The sequence below is a fragment of the Thioclava sp. JE_KL1 genome (assembly GCF_009296265.1).
Lineage (GTDB): Bacteria > Pseudomonadota > Alphaproteobacteria > Rhodobacterales > Rhodobacteraceae > Thioclava.
The window spans coordinates 302111-323009 of record NZ_WBJS01000002.1 but is presented as its reverse complement, the minus strand read 5'-3'; the positions used below and the strand labels follow the sequence as shown (position 1 = coordinate 323009).

At 60.2% G+C, this 20899-nt stretch carries 20 protein-coding genes; 9 read left to right on the top strand and 11 right to left on the bottom strand.

The genetic code is table 11. The features are described from left to right. The first annotated feature begins 7 nt into the window (after positions 1–7). Positions 8–280: a hypothetical protein gene (locus F8R15_RS04360; RefSeq protein ID WP_152843707.1), complete on the top strand. Its 273-nt coding sequence runs from the start codon at positions 8–10 to the stop codon at positions 278–280. 21 nt (positions 281–301) lie between these two features. On the opposite strand, the gene F8R15_RS04355 is transcribed toward F8R15_RS04360, so the two are convergent. The 6 genes from F8R15_RS04355 to F8R15_RS21910 form a co-directional block, all read right to left on the bottom strand. Beyond that, the gene (locus F8R15_RS04355) at positions 302–2125 is read right to left on the bottom strand and encodes an ABC transporter ATP-binding protein (RefSeq protein WP_152843706.1); all 1824 of its coding nucleotides are present in this window, start codon (positions 2123–2125) and stop codon (positions 302–304) included. Then, complete coding sequence (locus tag F8R15_RS04350; RefSeq protein WP_152843705.1) at positions 2122–3108, bottom strand: hypothetical protein; 987 nt, start codon at positions 3106–3108, stop codon at positions 2122–2124. Before F8R15_RS04350 ends, F8R15_RS04355 begins: the two co-directional genes overlap by 4 nt. After that, complete coding sequence (locus F8R15_RS04345; protein ID WP_152843704.1) at positions 3105–4994, bottom strand: asparagine synthetase B; 1890 nt, start codon at positions 4992–4994, stop codon at positions 3105–3107. Before F8R15_RS04345 ends, F8R15_RS04350 begins: the two co-directional genes overlap by 4 nt. Continuing rightward, the gene (locus F8R15_RS04340; protein WP_198453201.1) at positions 4991–5398 is read right to left on the bottom strand and encodes a lasso peptide biosynthesis B2 protein; all 408 of its coding nucleotides are present in this window, start codon (positions 5396–5398) and stop codon (positions 4991–4993) included. The genes F8R15_RS04345 and F8R15_RS04340 overlap by 4 nt, the downstream gene beginning before the upstream one ends. 40 nt (positions 5399–5438) lie before the next feature. Beyond that, positions 5439–5711: a PqqD family protein gene (locus tag F8R15_RS04335; RefSeq protein ID WP_078604695.1), complete on the bottom strand. Its 273-nt coding sequence runs from the start codon at positions 5709–5711 to the stop codon at positions 5439–5441. A gap of 86 nt (positions 5712–5797) precedes the next feature. After that, positions 5798–5932, bottom strand: a complete 135-nt coding sequence (locus tag F8R15_RS21910; RefSeq protein WP_256365664.1) for a hypothetical protein — start codon at positions 5930–5932, stop codon at positions 5798–5800. Positions 5933–6278: 346 nt separating this feature from the next. Between F8R15_RS21910 and F8R15_RS04330 the strand changes: the two genes are divergently transcribed. After that, complete coding sequence (locus F8R15_RS04330) at positions 6279–7385, top strand: nucleotidyltransferase family protein (RefSeq protein ID WP_152843703.1); 1107 nt, start codon at positions 6279–6281, stop codon at positions 7383–7385. Next, complete coding sequence (locus F8R15_RS04325; RefSeq protein WP_152843702.1) at positions 7382–8365, top strand: glycosyltransferase family 2 protein; 984 nt, start codon at positions 7382–7384, stop codon at positions 8363–8365. The genes F8R15_RS04330 and F8R15_RS04325 overlap by 4 nt, the downstream gene beginning before the upstream one ends. 25 nt (positions 8366–8390) lie before the next feature. Here F8R15_RS04325 and F8R15_RS04320 read toward each other — a convergent pair whose 3' ends face one another. Next, a complete protein-coding gene (locus F8R15_RS04320) occupies positions 8391–9590 on the bottom strand; it encodes a glycosyltransferase (protein WP_152843701.1) in 1200 nt (399 codons plus the stop codon). Positions 9591–9822: 232 nt separating this feature from the next. Between F8R15_RS04320 and F8R15_RS04315 the strand changes: the two genes are divergently transcribed. Next, positions 9823–10593, top strand: coding sequence for a family 16 glycosylhydrolase (locus tag F8R15_RS04315; RefSeq protein WP_152843700.1), 771 nt, complete (start codon positions 9823–9825; stop codon positions 10591–10593). Next, positions 10590–11807, top strand: coding sequence for an O-antigen ligase (locus F8R15_RS04310; protein WP_152843699.1), 1218 nt, complete (start codon positions 10590–10592; stop codon positions 11805–11807). The genes F8R15_RS04315 and F8R15_RS04310 overlap by 4 nt, the downstream gene beginning before the upstream one ends. 12 nt (positions 11808–11819) lie before the next feature. Here the strand turns inward: F8R15_RS04310 and F8R15_RS04305 are convergent, their stop codons facing one another. Together F8R15_RS04305 and F8R15_RS04300 are read right to left on the bottom strand one after the other, a co-directional pair. Beyond that, positions 11820–13175 carry a polysaccharide biosynthesis/export family protein gene (locus tag F8R15_RS04305; protein WP_152843698.1) on the bottom strand — a complete coding sequence of 452 codons (1356 nt, stop codon included), beginning with the start codon at positions 13173–13175 and terminating at the stop codon, positions 11820–11822. Continuing rightward, complete coding sequence (locus F8R15_RS04300) at positions 13100–13798, bottom strand: sugar transferase (RefSeq protein ID WP_152843697.1); 699 nt, start codon at positions 13796–13798, stop codon at positions 13100–13102. The genes F8R15_RS04305 and F8R15_RS04300 overlap by 76 nt, the downstream gene beginning before the upstream one ends. Positions 13799–14316: 518 nt before the next feature. Between F8R15_RS04300 and F8R15_RS04295 the strand changes: the two genes are divergently transcribed. Continuing rightward, on the top strand, positions 14317–15219 hold the full coding sequence (locus F8R15_RS04295) for a hypothetical protein (RefSeq protein ID WP_152843696.1): 903 nt from the start codon (positions 14317–14319) through the stop codon (positions 15217–15219). Between the two features lie 53 nt (positions 15220–15272). After that, positions 15273–16784 carry a lipopolysaccharide biosynthesis protein gene (locus F8R15_RS04290; RefSeq protein ID WP_152843695.1) on the top strand — a complete coding sequence of 504 codons (1512 nt, stop codon included), beginning with the start codon at positions 15273–15275 and terminating at the stop codon, positions 16782–16784. On the opposite strand, the gene F8R15_RS04285 is transcribed toward F8R15_RS04290, so the two are convergent. Then, on the bottom strand, positions 16750–17520 hold the full coding sequence (locus F8R15_RS04285) for a sulfotransferase (RefSeq protein ID WP_152843694.1): 771 nt from the start codon (positions 17518–17520) through the stop codon (positions 16750–16752). The genes F8R15_RS04290 and F8R15_RS04285 overlap by 35 nt on opposite strands. 108 nt (positions 17521–17628) lie before the next feature. Between F8R15_RS04285 and F8R15_RS04280 the strand changes: the two genes are divergently transcribed. Together F8R15_RS04280 and F8R15_RS04275 are read left to right on the top strand one after the other, a co-directional pair. Further along, on the top strand, positions 17629–18708 hold the full coding sequence (locus F8R15_RS04280) for a glycosyltransferase family A protein (RefSeq protein WP_152843693.1): 1080 nt from the start codon (positions 17629–17631) through the stop codon (positions 18706–18708). A 28-nt stretch (positions 18709–18736) separates the two neighbouring features. Next, a complete protein-coding gene (locus F8R15_RS04275) occupies positions 18737–19657 on the top strand; it encodes a glycosyltransferase family 8 protein (RefSeq protein WP_152843692.1) in 921 nt (306 codons plus the stop codon). A 59-nt stretch (positions 19658–19716) separates the two neighbouring features. Here the strand turns inward: F8R15_RS04275 and F8R15_RS04270 are convergent, their stop codons facing one another. Next, a complete protein-coding gene (locus tag F8R15_RS04270) occupies positions 19717–20844 on the bottom strand; it encodes an acyltransferase (RefSeq protein ID WP_152843691.1) in 1128 nt (375 codons plus the stop codon). Positions 20845–20899 lie beyond the last annotated feature (55 nt).

Sequence of the window (20899 nt, the reverse complement as noted above, 5' to 3'; positions counted from 1 at the left end):
GCGCTTGATGCCATTTCTCGTCGTCCTGACTCTTGTCACGATCATCGCTGGCGCGGTCGGGTTCTGGAATGGCATGTCTTTGGGAATGGTCGCGATTTTGTGCATCGCGATCTTCTTTCTCGGTCAGATCCTGTACGTCGGCCTCGTCGCCATCATGACCCGCGAGGAAACGGCCCGGAGAAAGAATCAGGGGGCCGCGCAAGCCGGTCGCGAGGCTTCGGACGACAAGACGACGTCGCATGTTTCGCGCGGCGCCTACCTCAATCAGGAAAATCGCTGAGCTTCAGCGCACCGTTTAAGGTCACACCGCGCGGCTCGTGCTGCGTTCGGCATCACGCATTTTCATGAACCGGGCGTCGGGCTTGGTGCGCAGGATGGCAGGCGCACCGCTTTCGACGATCCGACCCTCTTCCAAAGCGAAAACCATATCCGCGAATTCGACCATCGAATAGCGATGCGCGATCGTGAGAATTGCCATCGGGGTCTCGATCTTCGCAAGGTTCGCCACGATCCGGTTCTGACTTTGCCAGTCGAGCGCGCTCGTCGCCTCGTCGAGGATCAGCAGCTCGGGCTTTCTCAGCAAAGCGCGTGCCAGCGCAATCCGCTGACGTTCGCCCCCTGACAACAGCACACCACGCTCCCCCAGCAGAGTGTCGAGCTGCGCGGGAAGCGAGAAGACGAAGTCTGCAGACGCGACGCGGAGGGCCGCTTCCATGTCCTTCTGATCCGCCTCCGGCGCGCCAACCTGCAAAGCTTCGCGCACCGTCATCGGTGGCAGATAGGTGTCCTGCGTGACGTAGGAAATCCGGTGGCGCCAACTCCGGATATCCATCGGATCGAGGTCTTGACCGTCGATGAGGATCTTGCCGGTCTCGGGCCGGATGAGGCCGCAAATCAGATCCGCGATGGTCGATTTTCCAGAGCCCGACGGCCCGATCAGCGCCGTCACCTCGCCCGCGCGAACGGAAAGGCTGACATCCTCCAAGGCACGCGGCAGGCCTTCGCCGTGACGATAGGATACGTTCTCCAGCCGGATCTCATGCCATGGCGCGCGCGTCGCGATCGGCAATCCCGCTGCAACGTCGCGCTGGCGGATCATCTCACCTTGGATGTTTCGGATATGCTGCCACCCCGGCAAATTCACCAGAAACATCTGCGCCTGCTGCTGAAGCGTCATGAACCGCGGGGCCAGCCGCATCATCACGAGCAGCAAAACCACGATCTCGGAAATCGCGAGGCCGAGTTGCACGAGCGACAGGTAAATGAAGATCACCGCGCCGATCGCCTGGGCAATCTGGAAAATTCCGGAGCCCGTTGCGGTGCGCCGCGCGAATTCGCGCGTGTCCGTCCGTTCCATATCGAGGATCGCGTCAAACCCTGCGATTTCCGCCTCCTCGAGGTTCATCGCTTTGGCCGTCTTGAGCCCCGACAGAAAGCCCGAGACCGCACGAAACTGATCGCGCCGGAGCCCCTGCAGCTTCACACCGTATTCCGCCGACATTTTCCGGTAAGGCCTGAGCGCGAGAAAGGCGACGACGCCAAATACGGCGGATAACACCGTCATCGGCACCGAAATCATCAGCCCCAGCGCCACGTAGAGCACAAGCGATGCGGAGCCCTGGATAAGCGACATCAACAACATCGACGCCATCCGAACCCTCTCCACCTCGCCGACCAGCGCATGTTCCAGATCAGCATTACGTTGCCGGACCAGATGATCCCACCGGCTCTCGGCGATGGCGGAAAACAAACCATGCCGCAAGATCGCGGAGAACCTCAGCTGGATGTCGGTGACATAGACCGTGCGCATCCGATTGAACAAAGCCTGTAGAATGAGGAAGCAGACGAGCATCGAGAGCAGCACGGCGAGCGGGAGCGTGAAGGCGGGAAGCGTCACGCCCATGAATTCGCGCTCAGTGATCTCAATGATCGGCGCGCCTTCCTCCGACCGGGAGACGAGACTCAGGATCGGCAGAAGCAGAAGGACGGAAATGCCCTCGCTGAGGCTGCTCAGCATCAGCATGCCCAAGGCGATATAGAGCTTGTTGCCCGCCGCACGACGCATCGTCGTGAAGAGGTTGCGCGCCTCGCTCAGAGACGCTCTGGCGGAGAGAACGTCGCTCAATCCTCGTCTCCGGTCATTGCGCGATCCGAATTCAGATCGGCGCGAATGGCATCTGCGAGGGTGGTCATGGCGTCAAGCGTTGCGGGAAGCCGCAGGATGCGGACCTTCACCCGCCCGGCAAGCGAGACGGCGTCCCGAAAGTGGCGATTGGCTGGCTCTCCCGACAGCAGGTTCTCTCCGAAGCGTACGCCGTAGGAAAACCGCAGGATCGCGGGCAGCGACTGGCTGGCGGCCACGTCGGCTGTGGAAGCCATCTCGCCCTCTCCGCGTTCGAGGATATAGAGACGCACGGCGGGAGCCGCATATTCTGCCGTCGCATCGCGAGGAAGCTGCACCCGCTTCTTGTCGATTGCCGCATGCACATCGCCCCGGGCGACGGACTTCTGCGGCCGGTGCGCCTCAAGGGCCGCGTCGGACAGCTTCACCTGGCCGAAGCCCGACAGAACCTCCCCGTCCGGCGTAAAGGCGACGAGGTCATCCGCGAGGAGCTTGCCGCCGGCATTCAGCAATGCCGCCGCGGAGGTCGACTTTCCCGTGCCCTTGTCCGCCATCAGAACGACGGCCTGCCCTCCGAGGGAGACCGCACTCGCATGCAGAACGAAATGCCCCTGACGTCGAAGCGACTCGAACAGGATCGGACCGAGCAGCGGAAACGCGATGAGGTCGTCGCTGACACCCTCTGCGGGCTCGCAGAGAATTTCCGTGCCATCGAGATTGACGGAGAAGGCCCCGACGGTTTGCCAGTAGAACCGTGTTTCCGCGGCCCCGAACTCGTACCAGGTCGGCAAAGATCTGGCGTTTTCGGGCAGTTCCACCGGCGCGCGGCGAATGCGCAAGCTGCGCGGCTCTGCAACCGAGCCGGCAACGACAGAGGCCAGTTCCGGGAGTTCAATATCGGAAACGACCTGCATGCCGTATGTGCTGTAGGAATATGCGGGGGCGCCAAGCCCCTGCGCGGCTTCAATATGTTCGAGTTCGGTCACGCGTGGACCTCCCTTATCGGTTCTATTCCAGATGCAATCGGTTGGCGGGCGCGTTCTTCGCGCTCGAGCCACATGTCGAGCCAAGCAGCGCGCCAGAGCTGCATGACCTCCAATCCACCGGCATCGGCGGAGGTGTCGAAAAGCGCCCGCGCGGTCTCTTGAAGGCGCGCGATATTGACGTAAGCCTCGAGCCGCTCGGGTGGGTTGTCGATATACTGCCGCAACCGACCCTGCGGGTCCTCGCGCATCGCGCGGCGATTGTTGGCGGTGAAATCGACCTTCGTCGATCTCAATCGGACACGCTCCGGCAGGATGCCTTTCATCGCATCGCGCATCAGCGCGCGCGGCTGTCCGTTCTTGATCTTGTCCGCATCGGAGCGGTTTACGCAAAGCTCGACAACGCGCCGGTCGTAGAACGGGAACCGCAACTGAAGCCCCAAGGGACGCGTGGCTCGGTCGAGCAGCTCGAATGCACTCGGCGTCAGGTCTCCGGCCAGCGCACGCGCATGTGTCGCAAAGCCAAACGGCATATCCGAATAGAGCGCAGTGCTCGCGGCTTCGGAACGCGCGCGCAGATCCAAACGCGAAACCAGCTCCGGCGCGACAATGCTGAACCAATCCGGTTGGGCCGGATCGCTCGAGCTGAAAAGCCGACGCTGCAACCGACCCGCCAATTTCGCGGCGCTTCGGTTTCCGCCGTGGCGCGCATAGGCCATCACGAAGGACGCGACCGCACCACGGCCACCCGCGAACCCATGCAGCTTGCGCAGCAACGTCCAAAGCTTCGCCCACTCACCGGACCGGGCGAGTTCATTGAGATAGGAAAAGGACGCGCCTCCGATCACTTCGTCGCCGCCATGCCCGTCGATCAGAACGGCATGCCCATCCGCCCGCGCTGCGGAACAAATCGTATGCGTCGTCACCATGCCAAAGCCCGGAAACGGCTGTTGCTGGTTCATCAGGAAAAGGTCCGAAAGCGTTGGATCGAGTGCCGTTCCAACGCCGCCATTCAACATCGTCGGCCGGAAGTTTCCGGCCTCCAGAACGGCATCGATATATTCGCCCTCATCGAGTTCAGGCGCAGAGGGAAACCGCAGCGAGTAGGTCGGGAAAGGCTCCGACGACAATCGCGATGCAAGGATCGCCAGCGAACTTGAATCCAGCCCCCCACTTAGCATCGCGGCGGCGGAGCCTCCGCTCATTGCTTCGCCGGTGGCGTCCGAGAGCGCATCTCGCAAGGCCTCGTCAGTTTGCTCGGCCGCGCTCAGGTCGCGGGGCTCGAGGCTCCACCACGTGCGCTGGGGCGACAGGGAGCCATCGCGATAGTGCATCAGCTTTCCCGGAGGCAAACGGACGATATCTTTCCAAGCCGTGCGCGTCTGATTGGTCAGCTGCCCCGAGAGATGTTCGGTGATCCAAAGGACGTCGTGCTCCGGGCGTTCCCCGGTCATCGCGATGACAGCTTCGGGATCGCTCGCCAACGCAAGCCCGCGCGCATTGGCCCGATAGACCACCGGCTTGAGACCAAACCTATCCCGGACGACAACAAGGGTTGCGCGCTTCGGATCCCAGATTGCGATCGCGAAAGCGCCCTCGAGCACATGGCCGAGCTCGTCGTCGAAGCGATCATAGGCTGCGGCAACAAGTTCGATGGCCGAGCTGTTCGGCGGCATCGCCAGACGCCGCGCCGTGTCGCTCAGGTGGGTCAGGTCGAGGTCTGCCGCGACAATCGCGCCGGTTGCGCTGCGCGCCGTCTGCGGCCCCGACATGAGAACCGAAGACCGCGCGGATGCCTCAACCACGGCGTTCCGCAGCTCGGGAACGGCTGCCAGCTTGGCGGGATCCGCGAAACCGCCAATTGCGCAATGCAGTGCGGGCCGGTTCATGGGCGCGCCTCGCCTTGCGCAAACGCCGTCATATTCTTCAACAGCGTATGGCGCGCGAATTCCGCGCGCGTTCCACCAAGCACGATAATATTGTCGGACATCAGCCAGGCATGCGGGCGAAACTCTTCCCCGCCCATCGGCAGAGACAGGCGTACGGTGGAGTCGATCCCGCGACGTGCGAGCAAGAGCTGCCCCGACGTGGCCTGAGTCAAACAGGTCGCTTGCGGCACGAGACGTGCAGCAGCCGCCACGGCCCATGAAATTTCGGCGAGAGTGCCGCGGTCCGCGGCTTTCGGCTCCGGAAAACGCGCGGCATTGGACACCACGATCTTGCGCAATGCATCGTGGCGGTGGCGCCACAGATCGACACGCACACGCACGACTGTCACGAGCGCCTCGAACAACAGTCGAGCGTCGTGAAGGATCGGCCGTTTCCAACGCATTTCACGAAGCCTCGACGAGACCGTTTTCGTGAAGGTCGCTCAGGAGCACCGAGACATCCTCGGCAACGGTGTCGCGCGGAACAGAATAAGCGCCCGATATCGTATCGATAATTTCTTCGACGCTCTTTTGGTCGCCCAATAGATTCCAGACGATAGCGCCGATGGAATCCAGGCTGAAATAGGCATTGGAATTTAAATCCAAAATCGCGACGCCGTCACCATAAGGACAAGCAACACATTCGGAACGAACCCGATATTGGGACATTGCATTCATAGACTACCCACCCACACCTTGAGAGCCACGTTGCATGGAGTGGACAGAGGCGAGACCACGCCCCTGTCCTTCTCATTTTTTTCGAATTACGAGAAGGTAAGACCCGCAATATCCGTACCGGGCGGCAGCACCTGGTCGGCGATCGTGGTGCTACCTGCACCGTGGGTCAGGTCTTCGAGCTTGCCGTGCTTTTGAAGCTGCGGACGAGTATACGTTTTCATCAGTAGATACCCCCTTTTGACGTTACGTACTCATTTTGGCTTGCGCCTCCTAAAGTCTTTAATCAGGCTCCACTTGTGTCAAACCTTAGTCCATTCGGAGCGTCACAGCTTCAGTTCGCTGCGAAAATAACAGGCAAAATCAAGGCAATATTCCCGCGACCGATTTCAGGGGGTCCAATATGCGAGCATCCTGTCCGAAAACCCGCTCAAGAAATGAGCGCGTTAAAATTTCGCCAGAAAGCTGGACATTTAAAATTGCAACCTTGGGGGAATTAAAAAGTCGCGCAATTCAACCTGGGGTTGATTTCTCGATGGATTCGATTCGCGATTTCGTGAAGGTAGGCGCGTGAGCTTTCCGGAGAAAGAGCTCATTTACGTGAAGCGGCGCGACTGTTCGACACAGGTCGAAATTCTCAGGAAGATGGCTTCCGGTCAAGCGCCGCCGATCAGCACTGACCCTCGCCTTCTCTTTGAAATCGCGCGCGTGAACAAGCTGTTGATGCACCCCGGGTGGCCAGACCTTCAAGGCGATGCAGCCGAGCAGGTGAACGCTGAGCTCAACTTCGGACGCATGCGCGGAATGCTTTCGAATAATCGCGGATTGAAGCTCGCCGCCGAGATCACCGAAGCGCTCGATGCCGGCCAGATTCCGCACCTCCACCTGAAAGGCCCGCTGCAGCAAATCCGGCTCTACGGCACGCCCCTTTTCAAGCCGTCCGGGGATGTCGACATTCTGGTCGCGCCCAAGGACCGGATCGCGGCGGGAAAGATCCTCGAAGAGGCTGGGTTCAAGCCCACCGAAGCCGAACTCGGCAGCTGGTGGGTGCATTTCCTCGGCGAACGCCATTTCGAAGCGCCCGACCAACCCATCTTCGTGGACTTGCACCATAGCGTCCAACAGCCCGGCTTGCCGCGCCCTCGGAACTTGGTGGGCTTCCTGCATCGGGCGGTGAGGCAGTCGGTCGCGAACAGCACACTGCCGGTGCCGTCCCCGCCAGACATGTGTTTGATCGCCGCAATCACGCTCTGCAAAGCCTTTCTGTCGCATGAACCTGCGGGCTCTGTGGCCCTCGACATGATCAAGGCATTCGAGGGTCTCGAGCTGGGCGAACGGGATCAGCTCGAACAGCTCGCCCGACAGACGGGCCTCTCGGAAACACTGGATTTCGCCATGGCCCTCGCAACCACCAGCATCGGGCAAGACAGCCTGCCGCCGCGATCGCACGAATTGCTTGCCAGTCGTTCTGCGGAAACCGTTCGTGACATGGTCTTTCAGCCTTGGAAGAAAGGGCTGAATTTCCCCAGGCGGCGCGAAATTCTGGCAAGCCTCTGCGGGCGCGACCTGTGGCGTCTGGTGCGCGAAAGCAATCGGGCCTTCCTCTCGAACGCCTTCCTTAACGTGATCGCGCGCACACGAAAGCCCGTCGGCGAAGTGGGAGAAACCAAGCGATGACCCCCGAGATTTGCGTCGTAATCACTGCTTATAACGCCGAAGACACGATCGGCGATGCGGTCCGGTCCGCACTCGAACAGCCAGAGGTTGCGGAAGTTGTCGTGGTCGATGATGCCTCTACGGACCGAAGTGCAGAGACCGCGCAGGACGCCGCGGCGGGTGACGCGCGCCTGATCGTTCTTAGAAACGACAGCAATCAGGGACCGGCCGCGGGTCGCAACCGTGCAATCGCCGCCTCCCGGTCCCCGTTTCTGGCAGTGCTCGATGCAGATGACTTTCTGCTCCCCGGCCGCTTCTCGCGCCTCCTCGCCTATGAAGGCTGGGATCTGATCGCGGACAATATCGCCTTCGTGCCCGCCGATATGGCGCAGGCCTTCGACCCGACCCGGCTTCCCGACAATGAGACGCGGGTTTTCGAACTCGATCTGGTTGGGTTCGTCGAAGGAAACATGGGCAAACGCGGCGAGACGCGGGGCGAGCTTGGCTTTCTCAAACCACTCATGTCGCGCGCCTTTCTGGAGCGGCACGCTCTGCGCTATGACGAAAGCCTGCGGCTGGGCGAGGACTTCGATTTCTATGTGCGCATGCTCGCGCGCGGTGCGAAATTTCTTGTCACCAACGAATGCGGCTATGCTGCACGCGTGCGGGAAAATTCGCTCTCGGGTCGGCACGGGACGAAGGATCTCGGCGCGCTGATGACAGCGGCCTCTGCACATCTCGACGACCAATCGGTGCCCCGCGCCGCGAATTCCGCCATGCGTCGGCATCACGACCAGATCCGCGATCGCTACCTGCTGCGGCGCTTTCTCGACATCAAGGCGCAAGACGGTCTCGGGGCGGCCTTCGGCTTCTCTATCAAGCCGCCGCGGAACTTCATGCCGATCGCGTCGGGTATCCTGCGGGACAAATTGCGTGCCCAAAAGCAACCCGCCGCACCGGTGACGAATACGCTCCGCCTATTGCTTCGACCCGAGGACTAGCGCGCGGTCTGCGGGTTAAATCCGCCTATGCCTGCTCCTGCGCCCATTGCGGCAACAGCCACCGTGCCCAGGCCCCTGCCCCATCCAGAGCCTCCGGAATGACGTCATTCGCTTCGGAAAGAGCGCTCAACTTCGCGGCCATTTTCGCGGGCGGCGAAGCCCACATCGCACCGGGCGCGACCGGCTTCGGTACGCTGACATGCATTTTCTCCGCGACGGATGCGGTCGCGATTTCATCGGCCAGCACGTCAGCCCCTTCCTCAGCCCCGAGAGAGACCCGAACCGCACGGCGCTCCGGGCCAGTCGCGTCTTTGCCTTTGCGTCTCTCGGCGAGACTTCGGAGAACGTCCTGCGCCAGAGACGGACGCCGCGCGATTTTTATCGCGGCCGCCGCGAACTGCCGGGCTTTCAGGTTGGCCACGAGCGCTTCGAAGTCTGCCATCTTCCGCAACCCGCGATGGCGCGCGGCCAACTGTGCGGCAACGGCTGGGTCCAGCCCCTCCGACAACCGCTGCTGAGCGCGGACCATTGCGTCGATGGCGGCAGGCGAAAGCCGATGTGAAATCGAGGCGTTATGTCGACGGTACAGATACATCGGGTCGGGCAACGCACAGAACTTTGCCCCCGTCAGCAAGAGACGCAGGACGAAATCGAAATCCTCGCCGATCCGAAGATCGGGATCGTAGCGCAGATCATCGAGGATCGCGCGACGGATCATCGGCTTGAGATACCCAAGCTGCGGCAGCTCGGTCTCCGGCGCGGCGGCCTCGACCCACAGCTTCGCCGTAATCTCGAGCGGCGCCACCAAGGACATCGGTTCGAGCAACGTGCGACCGCCCGAGCCCGGCACGGTCCCGAAGAACACCATGTCATCCGCAATAACATCCGCGCCCAGCGCGTCCGCCCCTTCCAGCATCCGCTCCAGCCGCTCTGGATGCATGAGGTCGTCACTGTCGAGAATGGCGACCCACTCGCCTTTGGCCCGTTCGAGCGCGCGATTGCGCGCGGTGGCCGGTCCGGAAGACTTGTCTGCCGTCAGCACGTCGATGCGCGGATCCTGCTGCGCGAAATCCTGTGCAATAGCCACGCTGTCATCGTCCGATCCGTCATCGGAGACGATCAGCCGCCAGTCCGATACGGTTTGGCGGCGTAGCGATGCGATTGCAGCCGCGAGATAGGACGCGCCGCACCAGTTCGCCATGATAACCGTGATGCGCTCTGCCAAGACAGTCTCCACCAGTGATGAAGACACGCTAGCCCATGCAGGCGGCCGAGTCGGCTGCACGCGCGCCTCACAAGAAAGCTGCCGAAGTCAGGTCTGCATCACGCTGCATTTGCGAGCCACAGAAAGCGAAACGCCAAAAAATCCATCGCTTTAAGACAGCTACGCCCGAGGCCTCCTGCATGTGCCACCAAAGCCCGAGCGATTCGACTGCGGGGCGCGGTACAATGGCTGCATGCCGATCTTACGCATACTATCTTGTCTCGTCGCTCTCGCCATTTTGGCACCGAGCCTCGCCCGCGCGGAGAAACCTCTGGGCGGTGCCTTCTTCGACAGTTTCGACAGCTTCAACAAGAAGCGATGGTATATCTCCGATGGCTGGACCAACGGCGACCACCAGAGCTGCACCTGGGCACGGCGTGCCCTCAAGCTCGAGAAAAGCAAACTGGTCATGTTCTTCCTGCCCGAGGCGGGACCGGACAAGACCAACCTGTGCGCCGAGATTCAGACCCGCGCGAGATACAGCTACGGCACTTACGAGGTGCGGCTGAACACGCCGAAGAATTCGGGGCTCAACGCTTCGTTCTTCACCTATATCGGGCCGGTCCACGGCATGCCGCATGACGAGATCGACATCGAAATCCTCACCAAAGACCCCTCGAAAGTCTCGCTCAATCGATACCTCTCGGGCAAACCGATGGGCGGCGGGGAATTCTCCCTGCCGAAACCGACGACCGAAGGGTTCCAGACGCTTGCCTTCCGCTGGGAGCCGGGCGCGATCACCTGGTATGCCGACGGCAAGGAAATCCTGAAAGTCACTTCACGCGTGCCCAGCGCGGCTCAGAAGATCTATCTGTCCTTCTGGAGCACGCAGACGCTGAGCGAATGGATGGGGCGCTATGAGAAGCCCCCCGGCCCCTTGCGCTACACGATCGACTGGGTCGGCTACACGCCGCTTGGCGAGACATGCCAATTCCCTGAATCGATGCTGTGCAAGGAACCATGACGGCCCAAACTGCACATGGCGGCTATCCGTATCGAAATGAGATCGTGATCAGCCCGACGGCGCTCTTCGCGACATTGGCGCTGTTCATCCTGCACATCACGCCGAAGATCGGGACGCTGGGCGCGCTTGGCTTTCTGATCGTCGGGTGCTTCCTGATCCTTCGGCAACCATGGCGTTCGCGCGATGAGATCGTCGATATGTGGTGGCTTCTCGCGCTGCCCGGCTGGACCGTGCTTTCGGTGCTCTGGTCGGATGCGCCAGCTCTCAGCCTTCGATACGGCATCCTTCTGACATTCACCTTCATGGTCGCCATCCTGATTGCGCGGCGCCTGTCCCCGCTCAACTACTACAAGGCCGTTTTCTACTCGTTTGCCGCGGTCAACATCATCAGTGCGGTGCTGGGGCGCGAGCGCGCGGATGGGCTGGGGTTTCTCGGGATATTCCACAGCAAGAACGCAATGGCGAGCACCGCCTCGATGCTGCTCATCTCGGCGGCGCCACTGTTTTTTGACCGCAGCCTGCCGCGATGGCTGCGCTACTCGGGCGTGGCGATGACCCTGCTGGCCGCGCTGCTTCTCGTGAAAGCGCAATCCGTCGGCGCGATCCTTGCGAGCGTGGGGGCTTTGGCCGTCGCCGTGGGAATCGTACTTCTCTCGCGAACCTCGGCGTGGAAGCGGTTCTTCCTGCTCGTCATGATGTCGATGCTATTGCTTCTGGCAATTCTGCTCATCATGGCGAATTTCAGCCATGTCGAGTCATGGTTCTTTCATTCGACGGGCAAGGACGTCACGCTCACCGGGCGCACTGACCTCTGGGCGATCGCGTTAAGACAGATTGCCGAACGTCCGGTTCTTGGCACAGGTTTCCAGGCCTTCTGGATTCCCGGCCAGCCCGTCGCGGAGGAAGTCTGGGCGCAGTTCGGAATCGCGTCGAAATCCGGGTTCCACTTCCACAACACCCTGCTCACGAACGCCGTGGAGCTCGGCCTGCCCTTCGCACTTCTGCAGACGGGCCTCGTCTTCTGGGCGGGCTATGTCGTGATTGTGTGGGCGATCCGCGATGTACGCGCCGAAACGATCTTCTTCGCGGCCTTCATGATCCGTCAGTTCGTTCTGTCGCTGGTCGAAGTGACATATTTCTTCCAGTTCGATCCGATCACGGTGATCACGGTCGGCGCGATGGTTTACGCGATCCGATTGCGACGCGGCGAATAGGCGGGACGCGCCTCAACCGTTGCTACCGGCCGCCTGCTTTTGCGGAGCTTCGGTCGTGGCCGCTGTCTCGTTGGGGTCACGCGAAAGCGTCACCTCCACGAGGTCACCCGGTGACAGCCGCGTGTCGAAATCGGCAACGGTCTTCGCAGTGCCCCCTCCGGCAGGCGTGACGACGACCTGCAATTGCGGGCCGCCCTCTTCGCCTGCCAAGCCTGCGCCGATAGCGCTCGGCACGGCCAGCCGCATCAGCCCACGTTGAAGATCGAGGCGCTCACGAACATCGGAAAGTTCGGATTCCGCTTTCTGCTTATCGTTCAGCAGCTGTGTGATGCGCCCGGCGCCCAGATCGAGACGATCATTCTCGGCGCGGGCCAGTGCTTGACGAGACCGCAAAATCGCAGTGTCGACATCGAGGATCTGACTTTGGATTGCGGCAAGCTTCTGTTCGGCTTCGATTGCCCGGTTACTAGGGCTCAGGCCCCGATCAACGAGCTGCGCAACCTTGTCGCGTTGCTCTGCAATCAATTCCCGTTGGTGGTCCAAGCCTTTGGATTTTTGCTGCAACTTGTCGATCTCTTGAGTCAGGAGAGTCACCTGCCCGTCCACGAGTTCGCTTTTGCGCTTCGCCGAGTCGAGCCGCAATTTCAGAAGCGACTGCTCTTGTGCAACGCGCAGCTCTCCATCCTGCCCGAGTGAGGCAGCCGTCGGAAAATTCGCATCGGTGGTGCCAGCCTGTTCCGCGTCGAGACGCGCGATGCGCAGGCGCAAATCGCCCTCCTGCCGCGCCAGCTGGGCCTCCTGTGCCGCGATCGAAAGATATTGGGACATCGTCCCATCGCCGGAGACGCCCGTCAGCCCACCCGCGAGTGCGAGGGCGTGACGGACAGTCATCCCGGAGGTGAAGTCCACCGGCCCCGGCTTTCTCGCGAGCCCACCGACGATCACCGGCGCACGCTGCGTGATGCTCAGCTGAACATCGAGCTGTTCCGTCAGCGCCAAAGTATCCTTCAGCCGCGCCGAGATTTCCTCGGCGACAGCCTCAGCCTCGCGCCCCTTCGTCTCGACCTTCCCGATAAACCCGATATCCAAGGCACCGTCAGACGAGATTTCATATGGCCCCTTCAGCGCGGCCCATTGCGCCATTTCACCGGCAACGCTGCGCCACTCAACGATATTGAGCGAGACAACATCACCGGCTTCAAGCTTTTCGGCATAGGCCGGAAATGCAGTCAGCGCAGTTACGGCCAACGGAAAGAGGAAACGCCGTAACGGGACACGGGACATTGGCACAGCTACCTCGCCCCGCTCGCAAACAGAACTGCCGGGATCGTGAGAACCAGAACCTTGATATCCAGCAGCACGTTCCACGACATCACGTAGTGACGATCGAGAAGCACCCGCATCGCGTAGCCAGTGTCGCTACGTCCGCTGATCTGCCAGAGGCCCGTCACACCGGGACGCACACGCAGATAGTGACGGCCAGAGCGGCCATATTTGCGCATTTCCTCGTCAACGACGGGACGCGGCCCGACAAGGCTCATCTCGCCGACAAGCACATTGATCAGCTGCGGAAGTTCATCGAGGCTGAGCTTGCGCAGGACAGCCCCCAAAGGCGTGACCCTCGGATCGTCATGCAGCTTTCTCTCTTCTTCCCAGATAGTGCGCTCTTCGGGGAAACGCCGGAAATGCTCTTCCAGGATCCGGTCGCCATCGACGACCATCGTCCGGAATTTCCAGCACCGAAACTTCTTGCCGCCCCGACCGACGCGGACGTGTCCGAAAAGCACGGGCCCCGAACTCGTCATACAGACAAGCGCGGCAACCCCGAGCAAAAGCGGAACAAGCAGCGGCAGGAAAACGAGCACAAGCAGCAGATCGAGCCCACGCTTGGCAATATCTCCTGCAGGACGCTCAACGAGCGGTTCAGCAGAAGCAGCACTATGGACTGTAGTCGGAGCAAAGAAGTGCCCCTTACGCGTTTCAAAGGTCATGTTTTCACCCCCCAGTGAAAGAGCGACAGTTTGAAATCCCTCGATTAACGATTTGGTAACCTTGCGAAACGAACAAGACGAAATGATCCTTTCGCACCTGCAGCATAAATTTCGCATCACCGATCCGCGAAATTGCGCCATTCTGGAGGCGGTCCGCACGAAAAACGGGCGCTCGGAATCCAATTTGAGGATTATGGGCGGCAGAATCACCTTTAATCCCAGGTGCGAAGCTTGTTCGCTTTCCCAGAATTCCGCCAAATCGCGGAATTACCCCTAATTCGAAGAAATTCCTGCGACTTATTTTAGCGATGGCCAGAAAATTGGCCAATTGTGTGGCAGGCGTACGGTTTCATTAAGAGCGCTCGCCCCGTTCAGCGCTTTGCACCTCACAGCGCGGGCCGTTCCTCAGTAAGCCATTGGTATAAAGATGCCGCGACCTGCCCTTTCAAAGGAGGCCGCAGACGCAGCGGCGGCTGCCGACCGCAGTCTGACGCAACGGTGAGAAGACGGAGGATGATGTGACGACGCCCCGAATTCGCCTCCATCTCGGAGCCCACAAGACAGCGACAACCTATCTCCAGGCGCGCCTCGAACTGAACGCGAAGCTTCTTGCCTCGCAAGGTGTCGCTTTCTGGCCCATCAACAACATTCGTCCCCTCTTCCATCAGGTATGGGCGGAAAGCGAAAGCACGAGCAGGTCGGAAAAGCTCAAGGCACTCTCGGGCCGTCCAACGCGCCTCGACAAGCTTGGGTCGAAGATCACGAGCCTGTTCGACACCTCGGACGAACTGCTTGTTTCCGAAGAGAACCTGTTGGGCGAAACGGGTGAATTCCTCGACGGGGCGTTTTATCCGACGGCGATATCGCGGCTTCAGCTTCTCGCGACATTCCTGCCGGATCGCCCCTTGGATATCTGGCTCTGCATCCGGTCCTATCCTGACTTTCTGGCGTCGATCTATGGCGAAGCGATCCGCTTCTCTCCCGTGCCGCCCCCAGAGCAATTCGCATCCGCCTTTTCCTCACCGCAGGGGGCATGGCTGCAGATCATCGACGACATCCGCGATGCCATGCCGAAAGCAAATGTCTTCATCTGGCGCTACGAGGATTTCCGCGACCTCGAGCCCCGCATCCTCGAAGGGTTGAGTGACGTCGAAGCTGAGGCGTTTGAGCCGCTGCAGAACCCTACTGTGCGGGGAAGCGCTTCCGACAGTGCAATCCGCGCCATGGCCGAGACCGCTGAACCGCTCTCCGCGACGGAATGGCGGTTTCGAATGGCGGCTCTGGAGCATGAGTATCCGGTGCAAGGCGCACAGGACCGGTTCTCCCCATGGCCCGAGGACCAATTCCGAAAAATGCAGCAAGACTACGTTTCGGACATCTCCGCGATCGAAGCGCGCGCGGATATCACGTTCATCCATTGATCGTCGGGCGACCACCTCGATCATAGCTTGCTGCGAAAGGACCCCCAGAACAGATGACCGACACACGGACACGCCTGCTGAAGGGAGCCGTCTGGATCGCGCTCGGAAGCATGATCGCGAACGGAATCGGGTTCCTGAACACGATCATAATGGCCCGGCTTCTGGTGCCCGAGGATTTCGGGCTTGTGGCAATCTGTGCTGCGGTGATGGCCATTCTTCTGTCGCTCGCGGAAATGCCCCTGTCGGAGACGCTGGTGCGCCATGACGCCCCGACCGAAGAGCATTTCAACACCGTCTTCTCGATGTCCTTCGCGCGTGGCCTCATCGTCGGGGGCGCGGTGGCCGCGCTGTCCTACCCGGTCGCGTTGCTCTATGGCGATATGCGACTGCAGAACATCCTGCTCGTCATGGCGGGATCCTTCGTCTTCGCCGGTCTCGCAAATCCAAAACTCGCCTTATTCGAGCGAGAACTGGTTTTCCATCAAGTCGTGTTGATGAAGGTCGGGGAGAAACTCTTCGGCACGATCGTCGCAATTACGCTTGCACTCGTGTTTCGATCCTATTGGGCCTTGGTGCTTGGCGCCGTGGCCTCGGACGTCGCCCGGATCGTTCTCTCCTATGTCTTCTATCCCTTCCGGCCTCGCCTGACCTTCAGCAAGTATCGCGAGATCCTCTCTTTCTCGATCTGGATCACCCTGGGCACCTGGATCCAGGCGATGAACTGGCGCGCCAATCCGCTGCTGTTCGGGGCCGTGCTGCCAACCAACATTCTGGGGCAGTACAGTTTCGGCAACCGGATCACGAATGTGGTCATCGCGCAGTTGAACCAACCCCTGCAAAGGACGTTCTTCCCGGCCTTTTCCCGGGTGAAGAACGATCGGCAAAAACTGGTATCCGCCTATAAACGCGTGCAGGGCGTTGCTTGCCTCTGGATTTTCCCCTTCGGCTTCGGCCTCGCGGTGGTCGCCCATGACCTTGTCGCGCTGGTCTTGGGAGAGAAGTGGATGCCCGCCGTCCCCGTCATTCAGATACAGGCGATCATCCTAGCCTTGCAGGCGACGGTGGCGATCCAGCCGATCGCCATGGCAACGGGAGACACCCGGCATCTCTTTTTCCGCGACCTGCGCGCATTCTTCATTCGATGGCCACTGATCCTGCTCGGGATGTATCTCGGCAGCGCGAGCTACTACGGCATGCTCATCGGCGCCCTGATTGGCGGCGCGGTGGCGGTCATCATCAACATTATCTGGAACATGACCCTTGTGACGCAGATCGCAGGCATCAGGCTGCGCGAGCAGCTGCAACTCGCCCTGACCCCGGCGATCGCGGTGGCCTTCATGGCCCTGGTCGTCTGGCTCACCGGTAGCATGTGGGAGAAGCCGCCGAGCGTCCCTCTGGAGGCGGTGCGCCTGGTGGGCCTGATCACGATAGGCGGTATGGCCTATGTGGCTGCGGTCGCCGCGCTCTGGCAGTTCAACGGGCGCAAAGCGGGGCCGGAACTCGAAATGGCTCAGTTGTTGAAGGCGCTATTTACGAAAGCATCGAAGTTTCGCCGGACTTCTTGATGGCGCGCTCCGCGAAACGCTTCGAAAGCGCGCGTTTCAGGCGGAGGAATTTCCCGCGGTCATCGTGTGACTTCTGCAGGTGAACGAGCCAATTCTGCGACACCGAAGCCAACAGGGCCTCGTCGACCTCTTCTCCAAGCCACTCGAGCAGAGGGCGGAACCCGTCCGGTTTGCCCTTGTACTCGGCATAGTCGATCAAGAAGGCCCGATCTCCGAGCGCCTTGGCCGACGCCTCGAAACGGCGGTCCGCATCCTCGATCAGATCGCGGATCCGTTTCATGTTCGACTCGTAGCGCCACCAGCCGGACTCTGCGACCTCCCGCCAATCGCGCGTGTTGAAGATGATACGCGCGCCGGGAAAATATTGCGTCAGAAACGCGATGGAGCTCTCATACTCTGCCAGCGTAGTCTCATGGGCAGTGAACCGGATTTCCTTGAAGCCGGTGACGCGTGTGTCCGGATCCGGGCGTAAGATCTCCTCGACGAACGCGTCAGCCAGTTTCTGGCCCCAGCTGTCGACCTTCGGATCGTTGATCCCGAACCAGGGCGCGTCCGGATTGTGGGACTTTGCATGCGGGTGCTCCTGTGCCTCGGCAAGCACGGAGACGCTCATGCCAAGATGGTTGGCAATCCCGTTATTCTCGCCGCGAATGCAATACCCCTCCAACCTGTTGAGCAAGTTGAGCAGGACCGTTGAACCGGACCGACCGTAAGTGACGACAAAAAGATACTGCATTCTCTGGGCTACCTTTGAACTGTATCGAGCACTCCCCACTCGAACCTAAGCGAGCCCTGCGCCCTCTTCACCGCGTGACGGTTCTCACGCCTCCGATCCGACCCCGAGTTGCAATTTATTTGGGCAGATGCGGGCGCGACGGATAAGAAACCGGCGCATCTCATATGCGAGCCGGCCACCGAGAGCTCTTGCGCGCGGGCTGTCTTGCTCGGCTGGGGCAGCCCTCCTACCGTTTTTCGAAGCGATACTCAGGAACGGAAACCTGCCCGTGCCTACCTTCAGGAAAGCGTTTTCAGATTGCGGCAAGAAACGATGGCCTCACAGTCCCGACCTTTAGCCGAGCAGCTTCCATGCGACGACGCGTCCCCGCGATATGCGGCGCTAATCAGGGCCTATGAATGCCCGCCGCTGCTTGCAGAGGTGATCGCGAAACTGCGCGAGCAGAGCTTCCCGCCAGAGGACATCATCATCGTGGATTCCTCGCATGATGCAGCGGTGCGCGACCAGTTCGCGACCCTCGGCGCGACCGTCGTTCCCTACGACGACACCGAGTTCAACTATTCCAAAGCGATCAACATCGGCGTCGAGGCGAACACACTTCCCTATACGCTCATCTTCAGCAGTCATGTTGTCTTCGACGATCCGAAGTTCGTGGAAAACGGCTGGCGGGAGATGAAAGCGCGCGATCTCGAGATCGTCTACTGGGCGCCTGCGCATTCCGAATGCCCGGATCCGAGCAAGCTCGAACCCGTTTCGATCACCCCTCGGCTCTTTAACGGGCGCAATGGGATTTCGAATAGCGCAGCGTTGGCACCCACGGCTTTGATGCGCGAACGCCCTTTCCGCGAAGAGGTCTTCTCAGCCGAGGATCAGGAATGGACGCGTTACTATCTGAAGCGCTTCAAGCGGCCCGTGCTCCGGATCGAGAGCGAGAAGTTCCGCTACCTCAACCCCAATCACGGAGAGACCGTCTGGAGTCAGGCCAAACTTCTCAATGAAGAACTCGCGATTGGGCATTTCGTGAATCGAAGACTGGTGATGCCCGACCGGATCGCCGCACGTTTTCTGCGCGGTGTGCTCGCCACCATCCGCCGACGCCCCGATCGTGCCCGGATGCATTTCGCGATCGCCAAAGCTCTGCTGGCAGCGAATTTCAAGCCTCCCAAGAGACAGTCCCGATATTTCTAACAGGCGAACTGATCGCAAAGGACTCCGAATGATGTACGACGTCCGCGAGCCGCATGCCGCGTATGACCCGAACGTGATCGACATCGTTTGCGTGACCGATTCCAACTATGCGCCGCATTTCGTGTCGCTGCTGAAATCCATCGAGGCGGGCAAAGGCGCGGAGAAGATCCGCGTTCACGCGATACTCGATTCCGTCGATGAGGCGCGGTTCTCGAAGATCGCAGAGACTGCTACGGGTCTCGAAATCCATCCCTATCACGTTGCGGATCATAAGGCGCTGAAGCTTCCGCCGATCCTGCATATCAGTCGCGCGACCTACCTGCGCCTCATCATGGCAGAGCTTCTGCCGCAGGACATCTCACGCGTGATCTATCTGGATATCGACATGGTTGTGACCGGAAGTCTCGTCGACCTCTGGAGCACCGATCTGAAAGGTTTGGCCTGCGGCGCCGTGCAAGACGCGTTCGTGGACCCGACGAACTTCGCGCGGCAACATGAGCTGCCGAGCGAGGGCACTTATTTCAATGCCGGTGTCCTCCTGTTCGATCTCGACGCGGTCCGGGCCACGGACGCATTGTCCCAAGCGCTCGACATGCTCCTGGCCGCGCCCGAGAAATACGAGTTCGCGGATCAGGACGCATTGAACAAGGTATTCTGGGAGAACTGGTCACCGCTGGACGCGAAGTGGAATTTCCAACGCCTCTTTCTTTGGGAAGGGTGCGACTACACCTCTTCGGTCCCTCTGGCTCAGGCTTTGCCGCGGATCATTCATTTCACGGAGTCGCCGAAACCCTGGCAGGCAGCCGAATGGCACCCCTATGCGTGGCTCTACTGGAAATATCTCCGCCGCACGCCCTTTCTCGAAGAGATCATGCAGCGCGAGAAAGTCAGTTGGCTCAGGCTTCTGAAGTTCTGGCTGAAGTTTCACCTGAAGAAACCGCGTTCCTGAGCGAATGGAATGCCGGCGCCGGAAGGCAAGCAAAGGCGGTGACGAGCTACACTCTCAACTCATCCCGCAGCCCCGAGCCTAGGACGCTGGCGCATGCTTCTAAGGATAGCTCTCTGGAGTGTCGCGGTATGACGCTCAAAAAGCCAATGAACACACCACGCGAGAAAGAAGGAGGACAGAATATACACCCCGAACAGGACCATCCCGTTCCCCAAAGCGTCGAACCTCGCGACATGACGCATCGAACTGAGCAAGGCCATCAGAGGGAAATGAACAAGATACAGAGAGTAAGAGATCTTGGAGAGGAACTCTGCCAGTCGCGCGCCGTGGTCGAAAACCGGATTTGAGAGCGCGATCACAGCGAAAAACGCCGCGACAGCCGTGATGTAGAGTGAGCCGATTGAGTAATCATTGACGAACTTGAGAGCGGACATGACGACGAAAAGCGCGAAGACCACCGCGAGCGCGTAGATCGCTTTCGTTGCAACAAGGCGTCCGAGAAGCCCGTCGCGTGCTTTCCACGCAAAGTATCCAAACAACCAAGTCGGAATGAGCACTGCCAAGTCGAGCCCGATGAACCACATCGTCAGAACGAAGAGCGCGGCAAAAAAGAGCTGATAACGGCCTGGTTTCAATGCAAAAAAGCCGAGCGGAAAAGCGACGTAATACCAAAATTCGTAGGCGATGCTCCAAAGCGGTCCATTACTCCCGTAAACGGGAACGATAATATTGTGCAGGAAGAAAGCATTGCCCAGAAAAACGAGGACGCCGTTGGCCACCGGCTCGTTCGGGGCGCTCGCGAACTCGGCCCCAAACTCACCTCGATAGTAAGCCGGGTCAAATTGAGATGCTCCAAGCCAGTCGAACATCGCTGTCATGACGAGTACCGGGAGCAAGACGATACCCAAACGGACGACCCTGTGAACCGCGTACTCTTTCCACGACCATCGACCTTCGTGATAGGCCCGATCCACAGAGCCAGCGACCAGATAGCCTGAGAGCACGAAGAAAATGATTACGGAATAGGTGCCGAGACCGGTGAGCAAATAGAAGACTTTGGCGACGACCGTCGGGTTATTCGCAAGCTCGGAGAAGTCGACGAAAAGGAAAGCTCTCGCGTGGCCGATCATCACCAGTATCGCGGCGATTGCGCGAAGCCAGTCGAGACCTACAATCTTCTGTGCCATTGCGCGCCCTCGTAGCTCGAACGGGGCAGGGCGATTTCGATGCGAAGAAAACTTG

Excerpts from the sequence above, each read along its gene's own strand:
- F8R15_RS04300 (WP_152843697.1), bottom strand. The coding sequence starts at position 13,798 with ATGACCTTTGAAACGCGTAAGGGGCACTTCTTTGCTCCGACTACAGTC.
- F8R15_RS04285 (WP_152843694.1), bottom strand. The coding sequence starts at position 17,520 with ATGCAGTATCTTTTTGTCGTCACTTACGGTCGGTCCGGTTCAACGGTC.
- F8R15_RS04315 (WP_152843700.1), top strand. The coding sequence starts at position 9,823 with ATGCCGATCTTACGCATACTATCTTGTCTCGTCGCTCTCGCCATTTTG.
- F8R15_RS04335 (WP_078604695.1), bottom strand. The coding sequence starts at position 5,711 with ATGAATGCAATGTCCCAATATCGGGTTCGTTCCGAATGTGTTGCTTGT.
- F8R15_RS04270 (WP_152843691.1), bottom strand. The coding sequence starts at position 20,844 with ATGGCACAGAAGATTGTAGGTCTCGACTGGCTTCGCGCAATCGCCGCG.
- F8R15_RS21910 (WP_256365664.1), bottom strand. The coding sequence starts at position 5,932 with ATGAAAACGTATACTCGTCCGCAGCTTCAAAAGCACGGCAAGCTCGAA.
- F8R15_RS04290 (WP_152843695.1), top strand. The coding sequence starts at position 15,273 with ATGACCGACACACGGACACGCCTGCTGAAGGGAGCCGTCTGGATCGCG.
- F8R15_RS04310 (WP_152843699.1), top strand. The coding sequence starts at position 10,590 with ATGACGGCCCAAACTGCACATGGCGGCTATCCGTATCGAAATGAGATC.
- F8R15_RS04360 (WP_152843707.1), top strand. The coding sequence starts at position 8 with ATGCCATTTCTCGTCGTCCTGACTCTTGTCACGATCATCGCTGGCGCG.
- F8R15_RS04275 (WP_152843692.1), top strand. The coding sequence starts at position 18,737 with ATGATGTACGACGTCCGCGAGCCGCATGCCGCGTATGACCCGAACGTG.
- F8R15_RS04325 (WP_152843702.1), top strand. The coding sequence starts at position 7,382 with ATGACCCCCGAGATTTGCGTCGTAATCACTGCTTATAACGCCGAAGAC.
- F8R15_RS04345 (WP_152843704.1), bottom strand. The coding sequence starts at position 4,994 with ATGAACCGGCCCGCACTGCATTGCGCAATTGGCGGTTTCGCGGATCCC.